The 15,615-nt window shown below is 43.6% G+C and carries 17 protein-coding genes and 1 riboswitch; of the genes, 4 read left to right on the forward strand and 13 right to left on the reverse strand.

Annotation, left to right across the window (positions count from 1 at the left end; translation table 11 throughout):
* Window positions 1-116: 116 nt before the first annotated feature.
* The 6 genes from ACTSEZ_RS19350 to ACTSEZ_RS19375 all read right to left on the reverse strand — a co-directional run bounded on the left by ACTSEZ_RS19350 (window position 117) and on the right by ACTSEZ_RS19375 (window position 4,058).
* A complete protein-coding gene (locus ACTSEZ_RS19350; RefSeq protein ID WP_369735938.1) occupies window positions 117-815 on the reverse strand; it encodes a hypothetical protein in 699 nt (232 codons plus the stop codon).
* Window positions 812-1,681 (reverse strand): ABC transporter ATP-binding protein, encoded by an 870-nt coding sequence (locus tag ACTSEZ_RS19355; protein ID WP_369735939.1) that lies wholly within the window; start codon window positions 1,679-1,681, stop codon window positions 812-814. Before ACTSEZ_RS19355 ends, ACTSEZ_RS19350 begins: the two co-directional genes overlap by 4 nt.
* Window positions 1,671-2,048 carry a GntR family transcriptional regulator gene (locus ACTSEZ_RS19360; RefSeq protein ID WP_369735940.1) on the reverse strand — a complete coding sequence of 126 codons (378 nt, stop codon included), beginning with the start codon at window positions 2,046-2,048 and terminating at the stop codon, window positions 1,671-1,673. Before ACTSEZ_RS19360 ends, ACTSEZ_RS19355 begins: the two co-directional genes overlap by 11 nt.
* A 147-nt stretch (window positions 2,049-2,195) precedes the next feature.
* Window positions 2,196-2,513: a DUF3889 domain-containing protein gene (locus ACTSEZ_RS19365; RefSeq protein WP_369735941.1), complete on the reverse strand. Its 318-nt coding sequence runs from the start codon at window positions 2,511-2,513 to the stop codon at window positions 2,196-2,198.
* 49 nt (window positions 2,514-2,562) lie between these two features.
* On the reverse strand, window positions 2,563-3,435 hold the full coding sequence (locus ACTSEZ_RS19370; protein WP_369735942.1) for a GNAT family N-acetyltransferase: 873 nt from the start codon (window positions 3,433-3,435) through the stop codon (window positions 2,563-2,565).
* Window positions 3,432-4,058 (reverse strand): TetR/AcrR family transcriptional regulator, encoded by a 627-nt coding sequence (locus tag ACTSEZ_RS19375; RefSeq protein ID WP_282035101.1) that lies wholly within the window; start codon window positions 4,056-4,058, stop codon window positions 3,432-3,434. The genes ACTSEZ_RS19370 and ACTSEZ_RS19375 overlap by 4 nt, the downstream gene beginning before the upstream one ends.
* Window positions 4,059-4,311: 253 nt before the next feature.
* Here ACTSEZ_RS19375 and ACTSEZ_RS19380 point away from each other — a divergent pair, with 253 nt between their 5' ends.
* The 3 genes from ACTSEZ_RS19380 (at window position 4,312) to ACTSEZ_RS19390 (ending at window position 7,253) form a co-directional block, all read left to right on the forward strand.
* The gene (locus ACTSEZ_RS19380) at window positions 4,312-4,803 is read left to right on the forward strand and encodes an SMI1/KNR4 family protein (RefSeq protein ID WP_369735943.1); all 492 of its coding nucleotides are present in this window, start codon (window positions 4,312-4,314) and stop codon (window positions 4,801-4,803) included.
* Window positions 4,804-5,000: 197 nt separating this feature from the next.
* Window positions 5,001-5,108, forward strand: a riboswitch (SAM riboswitch).
* A gap of 119 nt (window positions 5,109-5,227) precedes the next feature.
* Window positions 5,228-6,538 carry a Na+/H+ antiporter NhaC family protein gene (locus tag ACTSEZ_RS19385; RefSeq protein WP_369735972.1) on the forward strand — a complete coding sequence of 437 codons (1,311 nt, stop codon included), beginning with the start codon at window positions 5,228-5,230 and terminating at the stop codon, window positions 6,536-6,538.
* Between the two features lie 238 nt (window positions 6,539-6,776).
* The gene (locus tag ACTSEZ_RS19390; protein ID WP_369735944.1) at window positions 6,777-7,253 is read left to right on the forward strand and encodes a CarD family transcriptional regulator; all 477 of its coding nucleotides are present in this window, start codon (window positions 6,777-6,779) and stop codon (window positions 7,251-7,253) included.
* A gap of 639 nt (window positions 7,254-7,892) precedes the next feature.
* On the opposite strand, the gene ACTSEZ_RS19395 is transcribed toward ACTSEZ_RS19390, so the two are convergent.
* The 6 genes from ACTSEZ_RS19395 to ACTSEZ_RS19420 all read right to left on the reverse strand — a co-directional run bounded on the left by ACTSEZ_RS19395 (window position 7,893) and on the right by ACTSEZ_RS19420 (window position 13,228).
* Window positions 7,893-8,549, reverse strand: a complete 657-nt coding sequence (locus ACTSEZ_RS19395; protein WP_369735945.1) for a TetR/AcrR family transcriptional regulator — start codon at window positions 8,547-8,549, stop codon at window positions 7,893-7,895.
* Window positions 8,550-8,603: 54 nt separating this feature from the next.
* Window positions 8,604-9,617, reverse strand: coding sequence for an ABC transporter permease (locus ACTSEZ_RS19400; RefSeq protein WP_369735946.1), 1,014 nt, complete (start codon window positions 9,615-9,617; stop codon window positions 8,604-8,606).
* Complete coding sequence (locus ACTSEZ_RS19405; RefSeq protein WP_369735947.1) at window positions 9,614-10,339, reverse strand: ABC transporter ATP-binding protein; 726 nt, start codon at window positions 10,337-10,339, stop codon at window positions 9,614-9,616. Before ACTSEZ_RS19405 ends, ACTSEZ_RS19400 begins: the two co-directional genes overlap by 4 nt.
* Before the next feature lie 130 nt (window positions 10,340-10,469).
* Entirely contained in the window at window positions 10,470-11,840 is a 1,371-nt protein-coding gene (locus tag ACTSEZ_RS19410) for an aldehyde dehydrogenase (RefSeq protein ID WP_369735948.1), read from the reverse strand.
* Between the two features lie 279 nt (window positions 11,841-12,119).
* A complete protein-coding gene (locus ACTSEZ_RS19415; protein WP_369735949.1) occupies window positions 12,120-12,344 on the reverse strand; it encodes a hypothetical protein in 225 nt (74 codons plus the stop codon).
* A gap of 272 nt (window positions 12,345-12,616) precedes the next feature.
* Window positions 12,617-13,228, reverse strand: a complete 612-nt coding sequence (locus ACTSEZ_RS19420; protein WP_369735950.1) for a class I SAM-dependent methyltransferase — start codon at window positions 13,226-13,228, stop codon at window positions 12,617-12,619.
* A gap of 204 nt (window positions 13,229-13,432) precedes the next feature.
* Between ACTSEZ_RS19420 and ACTSEZ_RS19425 the strand changes: the two genes are divergently transcribed.
* Window positions 13,433-14,674 carry an MFS transporter gene (locus ACTSEZ_RS19425; protein ID WP_369735951.1) on the forward strand — a complete coding sequence of 414 codons (1,242 nt, stop codon included), beginning with the start codon at window positions 13,433-13,435 and terminating at the stop codon, window positions 14,672-14,674.
* A 44-nt stretch (window positions 14,675-14,718) separates the two neighbouring features.
* On the opposite strand, the gene ACTSEZ_RS19430 is transcribed toward ACTSEZ_RS19425, so the two are convergent.
* Window positions 14,719-15,447 carry a YqcI/YcgG family protein gene (locus ACTSEZ_RS19430; RefSeq protein WP_369735952.1) on the reverse strand — a complete coding sequence of 243 codons (729 nt, stop codon included), beginning with the start codon at window positions 15,445-15,447 and terminating at the stop codon, window positions 14,719-14,721.
* Window positions 15,448-15,615 lie beyond the last annotated feature (168 nt).

Here is a 15,615-nt window from a genome sequence, read left to right on the forward strand (position 1 = left end):
TTTTCATATTTCAGCAGCCTGTGCGGCCAAGCCTTTCACACATATATATGCTTGTTCCTCTTCCTCTAATCTCTTAAAAACAGAAAAAAGCAAACCGGCAACGGTCTGCTTTCTGTTTATCTTGTCATCACCGACTTGGCGCCTGCTTTTATGAGAACGAACCACCCTAAGACTAAAAGAAGAGCGCCAATTCCCATTAGACCGCCGTAATACGCAAGTGCCTGTTCTCCCAATAACTTGAACACCGCTGCTATGAATTCATCACGAACCGATGGAATGAACAGCAGGACGGCAGCAAGACCGATGGCAGCATATCCTCCAAGGAGACCAAAGCGGTAAAAAATACTGCCGAGTATGAAAAACATAGCCTGCAGGAAAAAACAAACGGCTGTATCCACATAAAAATTCGTCAAGTACGGAAGATCGCTTTCAAGAACCATTGAAAGATAATACAATTTAAACTCACCTGGCCCAAAGCCTTCCAGAGCTTCAAGAACGATAATCATTACTGTATGGGAAGCAGCCATAAACAATGCGAGCATCAGCAGAAACAGACTTGTCGTCACATAATAATTCCGTCTTGTTGCACCCATTTTTATGCTGGTCGGGTACGTTTCTTTTACTGTCAGGAAACCTGCAATCGAGCTGAAAATGTAAACGGCCATTCCGCTTGAGACCGTTAAATTCCCTCCGGTTGAGAACTGAATTCCGAAGGATAAAGCCATACTCGCAACGAGGATACTCCAGAAAATAACCAGGGAATTCCGAATATCCAATACTTCAAACAGCAGTATGCCGCGGCACTGTCTGATCATGCTGAAACCCCGCCTTTCGTTTTTTCTGTCAAGTAAATCATCAATTCCTGCACAGGCACATGCTCTACTTTGAGTCCTGCTTTTTGGGCCTCAGATTTGCTTTCCCCATACAGCACCGCCTGTTCCATGCTGCCGAATGCTTTCCGGTGAATGACATTCTTTCCTGCTGTAAATGCGGATACATCTGATCTTGGGCCGTTTACGATAAACGATTCCTCACGCAGCTCATCGGCATTTTTCTGCATCAAAAGCTTTCCGTCCGAAACAATCAGCACTTCTTCAAGCAGCCTGCTGACTTCATCGATCAGGTGTGTGGAAAGGATGAACGTTCTTTCCTGGACCTCATATTCTTCCAGAAGAAGATCGTAAAATCTGCTTCTGGCTGCAGCATCAAGGCCAATATACGGTTCATCAAAGATGGTGATAGGCGAGCGGCTTGCGAGTCCTACTGTGATTCCGAGCGCAGATTCCATTCCTTTTGACAGTGATTTAACTTTCATTTTCTTATCCAGTGAAAATTCCTCAAGGAGTTTTTCAGCTGTTTCAGGGCTCCAGTTCGGGTAGAAAAAACCTGCAAACTTGAAAATGTCACCGATTTTCATTCCTTTTTTAAAATTTTCGCTTTCATTGATGAGGCAGATCGATTCTGTAATCGTCTGATTTTCAAATGGCTTCTGTCCGCCTATCAGGACCTCGCCGCCATCAGGCATGACCTGCCCCGCAAGGATCTGCATCAGCGTGGTTTTGCCTGCTCCATTTCTGCCGAGAAGGCCGTAGATTTTATTCCCTTCAAGTTGCATTGTAATAGCGTCCAATGCTTTCTTTTTCCCATATTCTTTTGTTAATCCCGTGATGCTAACGTTCATTTGCCCCGCCCCCTTTTTCAAGCATCTCTTTCAAATCGCTCACGCTGATGTTCAGCTTTTGCGCCTCGGATTTCAGCGGCAGAATATAGGCTTCAAAAAACTGCTCCTTGCGCTGATGAATCAGCTTGCTCTTTGCCCCGTCTGCTACAAACATCCCAATTCCCCTTTTCTTAAATAGAATGCCTTTTTCAACAAGCTGGTTAATTCCCTTGGCCGCTGTCGCAGGATTAATCTGATAGTGCGCTGCAAATTCATTCGTTGACGGTACCCTTTCTCCTTCCTGCACTAAGCCATTGATGATATCGTCTTCAACCTGTTCTGCAATCTGCTGAAATATCGGCCTGTCAGTGTCTAAAAATGGATTCATATGACTGACCCCTTTTCCTGTATGTTCATTGGTTAGTTACTTATGTAATTAACTATATATCCTTATGGCAATCAATGTCAATTCTATTTGTAAACTTTTTTAAAAAAAGGCAAAAAAAGAAACGGAGGCATTTGCCATCCGTTTCTTTTATGCATCTTTGAATGTAACCTTCGTTACCTTTTTCGTCTTTTCACTGTATTCCACAAACACAAAGATCTCAAACGTTTTGCCCCGCTCCTTTAACACAAGCTTGAACGTTTCTGTTGAGATGGCGCCTTTTGTCTTTTTTCCGACATGAAGATAATCGGTGATCTGTGCACCAGGGTATTTTTCCATCGTTTTCTTCATAGCTACTCTTCCGTACTCTTCGTAAGACTGAACGCGATCTTCAGCCGCGGCTTGAGTCTGTCCCTGAACAAGAACAGCCGAAAAACACATAAGCAGAAGAATCAGGATCCGGTTCATGTGCAGCACCCGCTTTCTTTTTCTCATAGGGTCTGCAGAGGACTGAACTTTATGCAGTCATCTCTTTTACCATAAAGACCTGCTCTGCTTTTACGATGAATCCCTCGTCTTCAAGAATGCCGCAGACAGAATGAGATCTCCTGAAATTCACAGCTGTCCTGCTGACGTCAGCTTTATTTGAAAACGCAAACGCTTCGTGCAGCAAGGATTTAAGGACGCCTTCTTTGTTTTCATGCTCAGGATGAGCTTCGCACTGAAACAGGAGAATCCCGGAAAGCTTTCCTTCTTCGTCGTATTTGCGTTTTGAAAGGGCATAGCCAATCGTTTTTCCGTTTTCAACCGCAAGCAGCGCTTCACCGTCACGAATGTTCTGCCACTGCACCTGCCATGGAATCAGTTTGCTGCAAAAAGAGTGCTCCGCTAAATCATGCGGCTTTTTCCAGTGAATATCATGCGGTCCATGGGGCAAATCGAGTGTCAGTGGAGCCGAATAACCAAGGTGAATAAGCTGATCTGCTGTCTGATATCCCATTTTCTCATACAGACTGATCGCCCGTTCATTATGCGAAAGTGCTTCAAGTGTGGCTGTGTGGACTCCTTCTTTTTCATAGATGGACAGGACTTCTTCCATCATCCTTTTCCCGACGCCTTTGCTTCGGTATGCAGGGGCAACTCCGGTGCCGCCGTTCCAGGAGACGGTTTTCCCGTCAATGGACCTGATGCCGTTTAAGATCAGCCCCACGGGTTCTGTGCCGTCAAAAGCCACAATTGACAGCGCAGGAGAAAGATTCTCAAATACAAGTCTGTTCAGAAATGCTTCAAGTGTGAGAGTCATATCAAAATCATAGCCTTCAAACCCCTTGTTCCACGCAATCAGTGCATCATGGAGTGTACATTCGGACAGCCGCTTACATGTGATCATTCTCTCTCCCCTTTTCTTACGTACATAAACACCATTTCTTCAAGTGTCTTCATCTGTTCCCGGAACGGATAATCGTTTCCGATGACAGAATAATGAAGGCAGGTGCCGTCAATTGTTCCCCATACCAATGACGAGATAATAGCGGGGTCCGCATTCGGCCGGAATTCCAACTGATCAATTCCTTCCTGCAAAATCTCTATCAGCAGCGTCCGGTAAACCTCTTCATACCGTGCGGTCATCACCCGTTTCAGCTCTTCATCCCGTCCTGAATGAATCCAAAATTCAAGGTGAACGCCAATCATCCGCTGCCAGTCCGGTGAAAGCTTGATCTCCAGATAGTTTTCGAAGAACTGTCTGAGCTTTTCTTCGGCCGTTTCCTTTTTACGGAAACGTTCTTTTAACCCTGCTATATTCTCTTCTGTCTTCCTTTGCATCAGCTGCAGATAAATGTCTTCCTTGCTTTTGAAATAGTTATAGATGGCTCCTTTGCTCAATCCGGATTCTGCTACAATGTCATCGATGGTGGCCAGCTGAAATCCTTTTTCTCCGAAAGCTTTCAGAGAGCTGTCCAGAATATGCCGCTTCTTTTTCTCCTTATATTCCTCTGATACAATTGGAGCCACATGTAGCCCGCCCTTCCTTTTTATAAAACCGACTATATAGTCCATATTATTCCATACACAGTGAAAAATTCAAACAATTTTGATTATAAATCGAGTAAAAACTGCCATTGGTCTCCATTGGTTGTGCATCACATAAATTCACTGGAAAGAAGAGGAAATAATGATATGATAAATTTATACGCCCTGCCGGAAGGAATGCATCAACAAACTGTTACTCCTTGAGGGAATAAATAGTAACTTTTTGAGGTGGAAAATGATCATAGAGACTTTGGAGTCTTTGAAAGCGAATCTAGATGGAGATGGTAGAATTCGAATTCATTTGAGAGATGGTACGGTAGCAGAAAAGAAATGTTTGTTCTTTAACCCCGCATCATTACAAGAAATGAATGAGTTTAACTTTGTTTTACCGGATGACTATAAGACGTTTTTAACCTTACATAATGGGGTAAGAATTTTCACTGATGATTGGGGGAGCGGCGTTTTTGTCCACAGTTTAAAGGAAACAATACAAGAAACTCTCTCTATTTCTCATCTAATTCCTCAAAAATATTATTGTGTAATGAGATACGCAGATGTTGGATATTTTTTAATAGACGAAGAAAAAGTTGAAATAGGGGAAAAAGATTATTTATTTTTTGAGGACATTGATAATAGCAATCCTCCACAAAACCTTAAAATGACCTTTGAAGAGTTTATAGAAAAACTAATTGAATTTGAAGGTGAATTATTCTGGTTAGTTAAATAAATAGATAAAGGGCCGATACGAAATTGTATTGGCCCTTTTTCTAATTCTGCTTCTGCTTTTAAACACTATATTTACTTTGGGAAATTAACAAAAAACTAAAATAATTTAGAATATAATTCGAGTAAAAACTGCCATTTGACTTTTGCACCGCAACCCCTTAATGTAGTAAAGGTATTTTTTAAAACACACATATTATCTTCTTATTAAGAGAGGCAGAGGGACTGGCCCTGTGATGCCTCGGCAGCGGACTCGCATCCATGAGTGCTGTGCCAATTCCAGCAAGCCATGCGCTTGAAAAATGAGAAGAGCTTATTTCCATTCCGGATATAGGATCTCTTCTTGTTATCAAGAAGAGATCTTTTTTTATGCAGTTTTTATCTGCAGAGAGCGGAACACTATGAATATGAAGAATTGAAAGGTGGTTATTATGGACACAAAAGCTAACGGCTGGGCACTTTTTCCCCTCGTTATTTTCATCGGACTGTTTGTGGGATCGGGCATCATCACAGGAGATTTCTATAAAATGCCGATCCTTGTGGCAATCCTTGTTGCCGCAGCGGCAGCCCTGATCATGAACCGAAAAGAAAGCTTTACATCAAAAGTGGAGAGTTTCTCAAAAGGAGCGGGACACCCTGACTTAATGATCATGGTCTTTATCTTTATTCTTGCGGGTGCTTTTTCGGAAGTGGCAAAAGGAATGGGAGCTGTTGAGTCGACAGTTAACCTGGCACTGTCCTTCCTGCCTCAGAGCCTGCTGATTGCAGGACTGTTCATCATCGGCGCGTTTATCTCGCTTGCGATGGGTACCTCTACAGGAACGATTGCGGCTCTTGCTCCGATTGGAGTCGGAATAAGTACAGAGGCAGACATTTCAGTTGCTCTTGCAATGGGTGCCATTATTGGCGGTGCCATGTTTGGGGATAACTTATCGTTTATCTCGGATACAACCATTGCAGCTGTAAGAACACAGCAAACAGAAATGCGGGACAAATTCAAAGCAAATTTCTTTATCGTGCTTCCCGCAGCCATTATTACGTGCATTGTGCTCGTCGTCATCACACTTGGCGGACAGGCACCCGTTACACCTGAAGCGTACAGCTGGGTAAAAATGCTTCCATACATCGGGGTTCTTGCAGCAGCCCTGCTTGGAGTAAATGTCATTGCTGTGTTAGCAGGAGGCATTATCCTCGGCGGAGTTATTGGAATGGCCGACGGAAGCTACACATTAACAGCATTCCTTCAGAAAATAACAGACGGCATCATGGGAATGGCTGAGCTTGTCATTCTTTCGCTCCTGATTGGCGGTATGGTGGAGCTGATCAAGCGCAATGGCGGCATTCACTTCATTCTTGAAACCATGACAAAGCGCATTTCTTCTAAAAGAGGGGCAGAATTTGCCATCGCCGGCCTTGTCAGCTCAACGAACCTTGCAACGGCAAACAACACAATCTCAATTATTGCAACTGGCCCTCTTGCCAAAGATATGGCAGACAAGTATGAAATTGATAAACGAAAATCAGCAAGTCTTCTCGATATCTTTTCATGCAGCATCCAGGGACTGATCCCATACGGTGCGCAGATGCTTTCAGCGGCTGAATTTGCTTCCATCTCGCCGACAAGCATTCTGCCTTACTCTTTTTATCCGGTACTGATTGCCCTATGCGGTATTATGGCGATTTTAATACAGTTTCCGCGATTTAAAAGAAAAGAAGCGCAAGAAAAAACAGCGTCCTAAATAACACGGTAAATCATATATCAATCAGCATACTAATTTGTATAGAAATTGGTATGCTTTTTTTTGATATTCGCAGGAAAATCCACCTTCCCTTTATTGGTCATCCGACACGTTTCCTGCCACTTTTTCTTTTTTAATCTCCCAAGAAAAAGTAGTTGACACTTAAAACACATTTATGATATTATTAAAAATTTGATAAAAAATAGTCTATATGTTAAGCTTAAGAAGGTTACCATATATGGAGGTGGATTTTTTGTTTCAAATTGGCGATAACATTGTTTATCCAATGCACGGAGTCGGCATCATTAAAGCTATAGAAGATAAGGAAATATCAGGGGAAAAACAGCAATATTATGTCATAAATATGTTAATAGGCAATATGCAAGTCTTGATTCCTACGAATAGAATACTGAGTTCACGTATACGCCCAGTTACTGACATACTTGCATTAAAGCACATCATACACATTTTTCAGCATGGAGAATCAGATAGATTACTGACGTGGAAACAAAGGTATAAAGTAAACACGGACAAAATTAAAACCGGCAACATACAAGAAGGTGCTGAAGTTATACGTGATTTAATGCGTATGAAGAAAGAAAAAGCACTTAATACAAGTGAAAAAAAAATGCTGGATAACGCACATGAATTTTTGATTAGTGAACTGGGAGTCATTAAAGGGATCACTGATCATCAAATAAATAGTTTCTGTTAAGGCTGATTATAGATAATGTCTTACAACTTCCTGAATCTTACGGGAATATGATTATTATTAAAAGCAAATCTTTTCAAAAACAGCCCACTTCTTCAGCTCACTATTAGAGCATCACCTCTTTTGTTATTTCTGCAATCTAATCCATTTCTATTTTTTTAATTTCTTTTACGAACGTTTGAAGTTTCATCAAAAAACTCGATAAAATAGTCGCTTGATTTTTGCAATCCTGACTCACACTGGCGCGGACAAGGAGCCGTAAGGATGAAAGAGAGGTAGGGCTTTCATTGTTTTAGGTATACAAAATACTATCCAGTCCGATTATTTCCAGAAAAAAACAATCGATATTGAATAGTAATTGTTTCTTCTTTACGTAAAAAAGATAATCGAATTGGTAACACCAAATGGTCAAATATAAAAGAGGCTTGGACATAACTAGCTTCGAATAATGAAAAAGGTGAATGTGAGCAAGCTCACATTCACCTTTTTCTGTTTTATTCAGGAATTCACCCTGCTGCCTTATTGGTTGGCAGTGAATTTTCTTATTTAAATTTAAAAAGTATAAAGGCCGGTAACATTTTACTCCTCGTAAAATGTCACCGGCTTTTTCAGTTCAGAGGAGGGTTTTATCCCAGCCTCTTATTATTTTTTCATTAATCCATGCAGCAGAAACTGAATGGTATATTCTTTTTCTGCCTCATCATCCCAATCCAAATCCGGAAGAAGGATAAACCTTGCAAACAAAAAGCCCATGATGCTTGTCACAATCATCCTCAGCACCGTTTCAGGCGGCATTTCAACCATTTCCCCTTTTTCCTGAAAGAAAACGATAAGCTCCTTCAGCTTTTCCATGGCGTGTGTTTCAATAACTTTTCTGATTTCCCCTCTGAATTCTTCGTGAAAGAATACTTCCTGAAGAAGAATTTTTACGACAGGCTGATTTTTTTTCACAAATTCATACCGGTTCTCCAGGATAAATCGCATGAGCTGCTCGGGATCTTCATGCTTTTGCTTAGAAATCTCTCCAATAAAGTTCTTCACGAGAAACGGAGCTGCAAATTTGGTAATCGTTGGCTTTACGATTGCAAACAGCAGATCTTTTTTCGTCTGATAATGCCTGAAGATTGTGCCCTCTGCGACACCGGCTTTCTTCGCAATTTCACTTGTTGATGCAGCTGCAAATCCTTTATCAGCAAATATTTCAATGGCCGCTTCCACGACCTTTTTCTGTTTTTCGCTCATTTTCACATCTTCATCGGTCAGCCTCAATAGCTCTTCAATGGAAAAGTGTTCACTCATTTAAAAAACTCCTCATTCATCAATACTTTTATTATATCTGAAAATGAGCAGTCACTACAGTCTTCTCACTTTTTTCAAAGCAAAGATGTTCAGAACAAAAAATAAAACGGCAAATCCAAGCAGCACATATACATCATTCGCAATTTGCTCCCAGCCATTCCCCCTGATCATGATATCCTGCAGAGCATCAGCGCCATACTTCAGAGGCATAGCATAACTGATAGCCTGAAGCCACTCCGCCATCGTTTCCAGCTTAAACAGACCTGAAAAGAACACCTGCGGGACGATGATCAGCGGAATGAACTGAAACATCTGCAGCTCATTGCCGGCAAACGCAGAAAGGAGAGTGCCGAGCGTCAGAGATGTCATCGCAAGCAAGAAGGTTATGAGAAGCACGTAATAGTAGGAGCCTTCCATCATCATATCCAGAACACTGATCGAGAAAGCGGAAATCAGGATCGCCTGAAATGTTGTAAAGATACCAAACCCTATTACATAACCAAGGACAAGCTCATAGCGTTTAAGCGGCGTTGCCATAATCCGGTCGAGTGTCCCGCTTGTTCGTTCGCGCAGAAACGAAACACCTGAAATTAAAAAGACAAAGAAGAAAATAAAGACACCAATTAGAACCGGGCCAATGTAATCAAAAGAAGACATTTCCTCTGATCCATGCACGTATGAAATGTCTGCCTTCCCTTGCGGAACAGGCTGCGCACTTTTTTGAATCAGCCCGAGAACCGCTCGGGTGACACTTGGATCTGATCCCTCAACCATTATCTCCTGCTTCCCTTGATCAACAGCAAGAAATGCATCAAGATCTTTCTCTTCGATGTGGTCTTTGCCTGCATTTTTGCTGAACTTCTCCACCACTGCGCCGTTTTTCTCCAAAGCAGCGACAAGCTGTTCAGGCGCTCCATATACCCCGATTTTCGGCATATAGGCTTCACTGTCAAAAATAAAGTGCATCAGCGTCAAGATAAACAGGGGCGCCACAAGCATAAGCGCAAGTGTCCGCTTATCGCGGAAAAACTGCTGAATGATTCTGATCACAATGGCCATCACTCTCATCTGTGCTCACCTCCGTATGCTAAAAACGCCCCTTCTATCGTCTCTGTTTTTGCTTCGTTTTTCAGTTCGTCAGGCGTACCCGCCGCAATAAGCTTTCCATCTCTTACAAAACCGATTCTGCCGCATTTTTCTGCTTCGTCCATCACATGCGTGGTCACGACAATAGCCGTGCCGGACTGCCTGATCCGCTCGAGCTCCTCCCATATGGACTGCCTTAGAATCGGATCAATTCCAACGGTCGGTTCATCAAGCACTAAAACCTGCGGTTCATTCAGCATGGCAATAGCAAGAGATAACCGGCGCTTCATTCCTCCCGAGTAGTCTCCGGTCCGCTTTCCGGCATGCTCCGTAAGATTGACAAGATCAAGAACATATTGAATTCTTTCCTTTTTCTGCTTTCCTCTCAGTCCGCTTAACGAAGCAAAAAAGGAGACATTCTCTTTTCCGGTAAGCTCAGAGTACAAAGCATCTGACTGCGCCATAAATCCTATATTCTTAAGCATATTCAAATCAGGCATCCTGACTCCAAGTACGTATGCCTTTCCCCTGGTTGCCTCTTCAATCCCCACAATCATTTTGATAATTGTTGTTTTTCCTGAACCGGATGGTCCGAGCAGTCCAAAGATCTCCCCTTTATCGACTTTAAATGTTACATCTTGAATGACTTCTTTCTTTCCGAATGACTTTGAAACAGACTGAAGTACGATAGCTGGTTCACTCATCGTTTCCCCTCCGATAGATAAAAGTGAGTAATCACTCATTTATACTATATTCCAACCGCACGTGATTGTAAAGTGAGTAATCACTTATTTTTTCCGAAATAAAAAACAAACCTCAAAAAAAGGTTTGCCTCTATTTCAATAACCGTTTTACAATCTTCAACCCGTTTTTCGCATTCGGATAACGGAAGCTAAAATCAAATCTGGTTGTCTGATTCAGAACGCTTTTATAGTGAGAAAAAGCATCGAAGCTGAATTTGCCGTGATAATTTCCCATTCCGCTTTCTCCTACTCCTCCAAAAGGCAGGTGCGGAGTTGCGATGTGCATAAGCGTATCATTGATGCAGCCTCCTCCAAAAGAAACCCTGCCGACCAGCTGCTCTTCTATCTCCTTGCTTGATGTAAATAAATATAGCGCAAGCGGTTTAGGGCGTGCCTGGATAAAAGAGATGGCTTCTTCGAGCTCCCTGTACTGGAGCACAGGGAAAATCGGTCCGAAGATCTCCTCCTGCATGACAGGAGAATCTGCTGCCACATCCCCAAGGATGGTCGGAGCAATTGTGAGCGTGGATTTATCTGACTCGCCTCCATGAAGAATGGTCCCATCCTTGAAAAACTCTGTCAGACGGTCAAAATGTTTTTCGCTGATCATTCGGCTGTACTTTTCATTCTGGAGAGGGTCCTTGCCGAACATTTGCTCAATTTCCGACTTGAGCAGGGTCATAAATTCCTCTTTTATGTCTTCATGAACCATTAAATAGTCAGGTGCAATACAGGTTTGACCTGCATTTGTAAACTTTCCGAAAGCAATTCTGCGGGCTGAAAGCTTAAGGTCAGCGTCCTTGTGAACAATACATGGACTTTTCCCGCCAAGCTCAAGCGTAACAGGTGTCAGATGCTTAGATGCTGCCTCCATGACAATTTTGCCGACCGGCACGCTTCCGGTGAAGAAAATCGTATCGAACTTCTCTGCCAGGAGGTGCTGATTGGTTTCTATTCCGCCTTCAATGACGGCGATATACTCCTTTGGAAACGTTTCTTCAATTATCTTCTTCAGCAGAGCGGATACAGCCGGAGCGAATTCAGAAGGCTTTAAGACCGCTGTATTCCCTGCGGATATGGCACCGACAAGCGGCGATAAAGCAAGCTGGAAGGGATAGTTCCACGGGGCGATAATCAGTGCCGTTCCGTAAGGTTCAGGGATAATCCGCCCGGTTGTGCCTATATGGGTAACCGCCGTTTTCACTTTTTCGGGGGCTGCCCACTTTTTTAAATGTTTGTCCGCAAAAGAGATCTCTTCAAGCAGGATCCCAATTTCTGTTGTATAGGCCTCAAACTCGGATTTGTTCAAGTCCTTATTCAGTGCATCTATAATGGCCTGCTCGTTTCTTTTTATCGACTTGCGGAGACGCTCCAGGTTTTTTTTGCGGTCCTCGAGTTTTCTTGTATGTCCCTTTAAAAAATACTCTCTTTGGGCCGCAAGGATGGATGGTATATGTTCCATGTTTTTATTACCGCCTTTTTAAGTGTTTATATGTTTAATCTTATAAACGTATAGTACATGATTTGAGGTGATTGTGTCAAACCTTAAACACCTGCGGCATTTAGACACGCGAGTTGTAGAGGTACTCTGGCCAGAGACGCCACTTTCCTTATGATGCTACTAGGCTTGCGGCGTCATTCTGGGGAGTTGTGCCACTTTCTCTTATGTTGCAATCAGGGTTGTGGCGTCACTCCGGTGAGTGGCGCCATTTTCTTTTATGATGCTGTGGGATTTGTGGCGTCATTCTCCAACTTTCCAATACTCAAACAGCGGTCCATTCTTCCCGAAAAAAGGATCATTTGAAGGCAGAGGAACTTGCTTAATCCGGCTGATGGCTTCCCCGTATTCCTCCGGTTTCCCGGTGCACATATCCATTTCCTGATTGTCCGGATAGGCCCCCATGACTTGGAAGTCCGCATCTTTTTGCAGGCATTTATGGCCGACTCCGGCAGGAATTACGGCCACATCTCCCTTTTCCAATAAAAGCTTGCGGCCTTCTTCTCCTCCAAAAAGAACCTCAGCCCTTCCGCTGAGTACGCCAAGTACTTCATGCGCGGAGCTGTGAAAATGATGATAGCCGTAGACTCCGTTGACCCAGGATCCGTTCCAGCTGTTCTTTTTTAGAGCACTTTCAAATTCCTCTTTTCAGAAAAAGCGGCTTTATATACGAGCAGCGGGAGCTCTGTGTTGTTCGGAATGCTTCCATCTCCTTCAAACAGCTCATGCTGGACGTTCATTCATCTTCCTCCTTTTTTAATGCCTGTCACGCAGACAGTCAATTCAGGACGCACTTTTTTAAAGGATACTCTTACATCTTCATATCCGCAGGCGAGCATGTCATCGCGGATCTGTCTGCCGAACATTTTTGTTTTTTCCGCTGATGCATCTTCTTCCCTGGGCTGCATCGTAATCGCCGCCATTCCTCCGGGCTTCAGCGATTTCGTGAGATTTTCAAGCCCTGCTCTCGGGTCATTCCAAATCGTGTAATTGTTGACCGAAAGCAGCTTGTCGTACGTGTTCGCAGGCAGCTCGACTGTTTCGGCATCGGCCTTCATTAATTTCACGCGTCCGTTTTTCACATAGCTGCTGAACTGCTTTTCTGCCTGTTCCTTCATCGTTTCAGAGACATCTACCCCGTCTATAATGACTCTGCGGTGATGTTTCAGCATATAGCCGATGCTGTACCCAGGTCCAAATCCTATTTCCAGAATACGGTCCCCCGGCCTTATCTTCAGTTTGCCGATCGTCCATTTGTTAATCGTTGTGTTCTCAAGAGCCATGATTTTGCCTGCTACAATCCCTAAAAAACCTTTTGGCCTGCTGAAATTTTTTGTGAACGCTGTAAACATGCCCCGCACCTCTTTTTCCGTCTTTTTCTTATCTTTATCACCGATGCGGTCAACTTAAACAATTTGCCTGTGAAAAAAAGACTGATTGACAGATTGAATGAATCTGCATACACTTAACTTAAACGTTTAAGTTAAGTGTGTTATCTCGAACGGTCTACAGCATACTACTCCCACTTAAACGATTAAGCAAAGGGGCTGAATACGATGGCTGAACCTCAGTCTGCTCACGTCTTGCTGAAACAGCAAAGCTTATGGACAAACAAAACCTTTTTGTCGCTCTTCACCGCTTATACTCTCTCTATTTTTGGAGGAACGTTCCACACGATTGCCCTGAATATCTGGGTGCTGAAAACCTATGACAGCGCAGCCCTCATGTCTGCCGTCCTAATTACTCATATGCTTGTGACCACGTGTTTTGCCTCCATAGCAGGCACGGCTGCAGACAGGATGAACCGGAAAAAAATGATGTGGATATCAGACTTGATCAGGTGTCTGCTTGTGGTTTGTCTCGCCGCAGCAATCGCGGTGGAAACCCCGTTCTGGGTCATTATCCTGCTTACTGCAGGTACAGCCCTTTCCGGATTGTTTAAGGGTCCTGCTTTTAACGCTTCGCTCACTGATGTAGTCGGCAAAGAGAAGATCCAGTCAGCAACAGGTGCTATGAGTCTTGCGGACAACATTGCAAGAACACTTGGGTTTGCTGCCGGCGGAATCGTCGTGGCTGCTTTTGGCGGTGTTGCGGCTATTTTAATTGATGCGCTTATGTTCTTTGTATCTGTGATTCTCGTTCTCGCGGTGAAAAATTTTCCCGAGCACAGGGAGACCCCTGCAGAAAAAACAACGTTTAAGCAGGATTTGCTCACTGGATTCTCATATATATGGCAAGAACCGTTCGCACGGGCGATCACGATTCTATCACCTGTTCTCATTCTGTTTTTCACCACATCCCTAATGATCATTCAGGTCATTGCCATTAAAGAGTGGAAAGCATCCCCTGCTGAATTCGGCCTGATTGAAGCAAGCATTCCGCTTGGGTATATGGCCGGTGCGGGGCTGATCATGGTGTTTGAAAAGAAACTGGTTCACAGAGGCATGATTATCCTTGGCAGTACAATCGCTCTCGGGCCCCTCTATGTCATTCTTGGAAAGATTGATTCGGCTGTGATTGGAATTCCTGTGATTTTGCTGGTCGGATTTTTATTTTCGTTCAGTACCCTGCTCATAAATGTCATACTCAGACTCGAGGTGACGAGCAGCATGCAGGGAAGAGTGTTCGGAACGATCGGTGCTCTTACGAGTGTTCTCCCTCCTGCCGGCCTCGCTGCAGCTTCGTTTTTCACCGATATCTTTGGCGGAGGGCATGTGCTTCTCATTTGCGGTTTGCTTCTCACCGTTATAGGGATGATCGGGTGGTTCTCTCTGAAGGATTTGAGGGAGTACAGATAGTTCACACAAACAAAAAGCTGCCAAGTAAATCAGGCAGCTTCTTTTTACTTATGATGAAAAGGGCATTTCCCCTGGATGGGCTCAATGTCATCTCCGATAAAATACTGCTTCCACTCTCTGTGATCCGGGTCACCGTAGTGGCTGATGTTCGGGTGCTTTGGAAGCTGATCCCACTTTTCAACCCGCTCCCTCACTTTTTCACGGGACATGCTGCCGCCCTCTGATGTGCCTTCGAGTCCTTCAAAAATTCTGCGCGGCTGAAAACCGAGCACTAAGCTTGCCCCGAGGTCTCTTGTTTTCCGCTGTTTGTAGGCGGGGGCATTTCCAAAGACGAAGTACGGTTCATCGGCAAATGAAAAAGCCCAAAGGTGATGATCCGGATCCTGCGGGTAATCTTTCGGCCAAGGCTCTTGATCGATATCATGAAGGTACTGAAGCACATTCCAGAAATACTCCCGGTAATAAGGAATCGATTTCTCGCCTTCTTCAGGCTCTACAAAAACAAACAGCCCGTGGCGGATGAGCTTCTCCGCATCGTCAAACAGCTTCTTAAACGCAATCAAAGCCTCAGGCAGATTGGACCAGTCTTCTTTTGATATGTACGCATATCTCAGCTCTCCCTTTTTTTCGGCGGCCATTCCGAAGTAGCATGGGAACGTTTTATTTGTGACGACACTTCTGAAATTCTGGTATTCCCTTATGACCCATTCGGGAACGATTTCAGGATTGGTCATATCTTCTTTTTCAAGCAAATATTTAGGCACCGTGATCATCGTTTCACTCCTTAAATGATTGTGAAAAGCATCTTCTCCCTCTCTTTCCATACCCTGCAATCAACTGCTTTAATCCATTAAATAAATATTAAACAAACGTTTAATTAAGACCTTGTCTATTAAGTTTTTATTGTTCAGAGCGTGAATCTGCCGCTATACTTGTTGTAG

Origin of the sequence: Metabacillus mesotrionivorans (assembly GCF_052171315.1) — a bacterium.
Taxonomy (GTDB): domain Bacteria; phylum Bacillota; class Bacilli; order Bacillales; family Bacillaceae; genus Bacillus_P.